This window comes from Falsiroseomonas sp. RANM36 (genome assembly GCF_056682175.1).
In genome coordinates, this window is record NZ_JBWXTD010000003.1 from 729029 (window position 1) to 730372 (window position 1344).

1 protein-coding gene is annotated in these 1344 nt (G+C 72.9%); it reads right to left on the reverse strand.

The window, feature by feature from the left end; all coding sequences use genetic code 11:
- Positions 1–83: 83 nt before the first annotated feature.
- A complete protein-coding gene (locus AC1MIR_RS08290; RefSeq protein WP_480027703.1) occupies positions 84–1214 on the reverse strand; it encodes a branched-chain amino acid ABC transporter substrate-binding protein in 1131 nt (376 codons plus the stop codon).
- Positions 1215–1344: the final 130 nt, after the last annotated feature.

The window sequence follows — 1344 nt, forward strand, 5'->3', positions numbered from 1 at the left end:
GGCGGCCGCAGAAGCTCTCCGGCACGGCGTGCCTTGGCGCGCGTTGCCGCGCCGGGGCGTTCAGGACGCGCCGGGGGCGCCGCTCACATCTCGGCGTAGGAACCGTTGCGCCAGACGTAGAAGACGTAGTCCGGCACGGTCACGTCGCCCTTCTCGGTGAAGGAGATGTCGCCCAGCACCGTCGGCCACGGACCGCCCGACTTCATCAGCGCCGCCAGCCGGCGCGGGTCGAGCGAATTCGCGCGCTTCGCCGCCTCGGCCCAGACCTGCACCGCGGCGTAGGTGTAGAGGACATAGCCTTCGGGATCGACGTTCCTCGCCCGGAAGGCCTGCACCACGGAAGCCGCGGTCGGGCGCTTGCGCGGGTCGGAGCTGAAGGTCATCAGCGTGCCCTCGCCGGCCGCGCCGGTGATCTGCCAGAACTCGTTGGTCACCAGCGCATCGCCGCCGATCAGCGTGATGTTCATCCCGCGCTCCTTGGCCTGGCGCAGGATCAGCCCGCTCTCGGTGTGGTAGCCGCCGACATAGACCACCTGGATGTTGGCCTGCTGCAGGCGGGAGACGATGGCGGAGTAGTCGCGCTCGCCCGGGTTGTAGGCGCTGAACAGCGTCTCCTGCTTGCCGGCGGCGTTGAGCGCCTTCTTCGTCTCCTCCGCCAGGCCGCGGCCATAGGCGGAGTTGTCGTGCAGGATGGCGATGTTCCGGTCGCGCATGTTCTGCGCGATGTAGCGGCCCGCCACCTGGCCCTGCTGGTCGTCGCGACCGCAGACGCGGAAGGTGTTCCACTTGCCTTCGTCGGTGAAGCGCGGGTTGGTGGAGGCGGGGCTGATCTGCAGCACGCCTTCCTCGGCATAGACGTCGCGCGCCGGGATCGAGCTGCCGGAGCAGAAATGGCCCGCCACCAGCGCCACGCGGCGGCCGGCGAGCTGGTTGGCGACGCTCACCGCCTGGCGCGGGTCGCAGGCATCGTCGCCGATCTCGAGCGCGAGCTGGCGGCCGCGCCCGCCGCCGGCGGCGTTGCGGCCCGCCACCACCTGCTCGGCGCCGGCCCGCATCTGGCCGCCGAAGGCGGCGTATTGGCCGGTCATGGGGCCGGCGGTCGCGATGCGGATCGGGCCGCTGCCCTGCGCGAGCGCGCCGCGCCCCGCCAGAACGACGGGCGCGGCGAGCGCGCCCAGCATCACGGTCCTGCGCTGCAGCATGGTCCTGGTCATCTCCTGTGCCCCGGGCGCCACCGGCGCCGTCCGGCGCAGGTTAGGCGAGCCGACCGGTCCGTGACCAGTCCGGAGAGAGGCGCGGGGGGGCCGGGCGGCGCCCCGGGGGCCCCCGCCGACGCGGCGGGGC

What these genes read in the sequence shown, in the direction of transcription:
- AC1MIR_RS08290 (WP_480027703.1), bottom strand. Translation starts at nt 1,214, where the DNA reads ATGACCAGGACCATGCTGCAGCGCAGGACCGTGATGCTGGGCGCGCTC.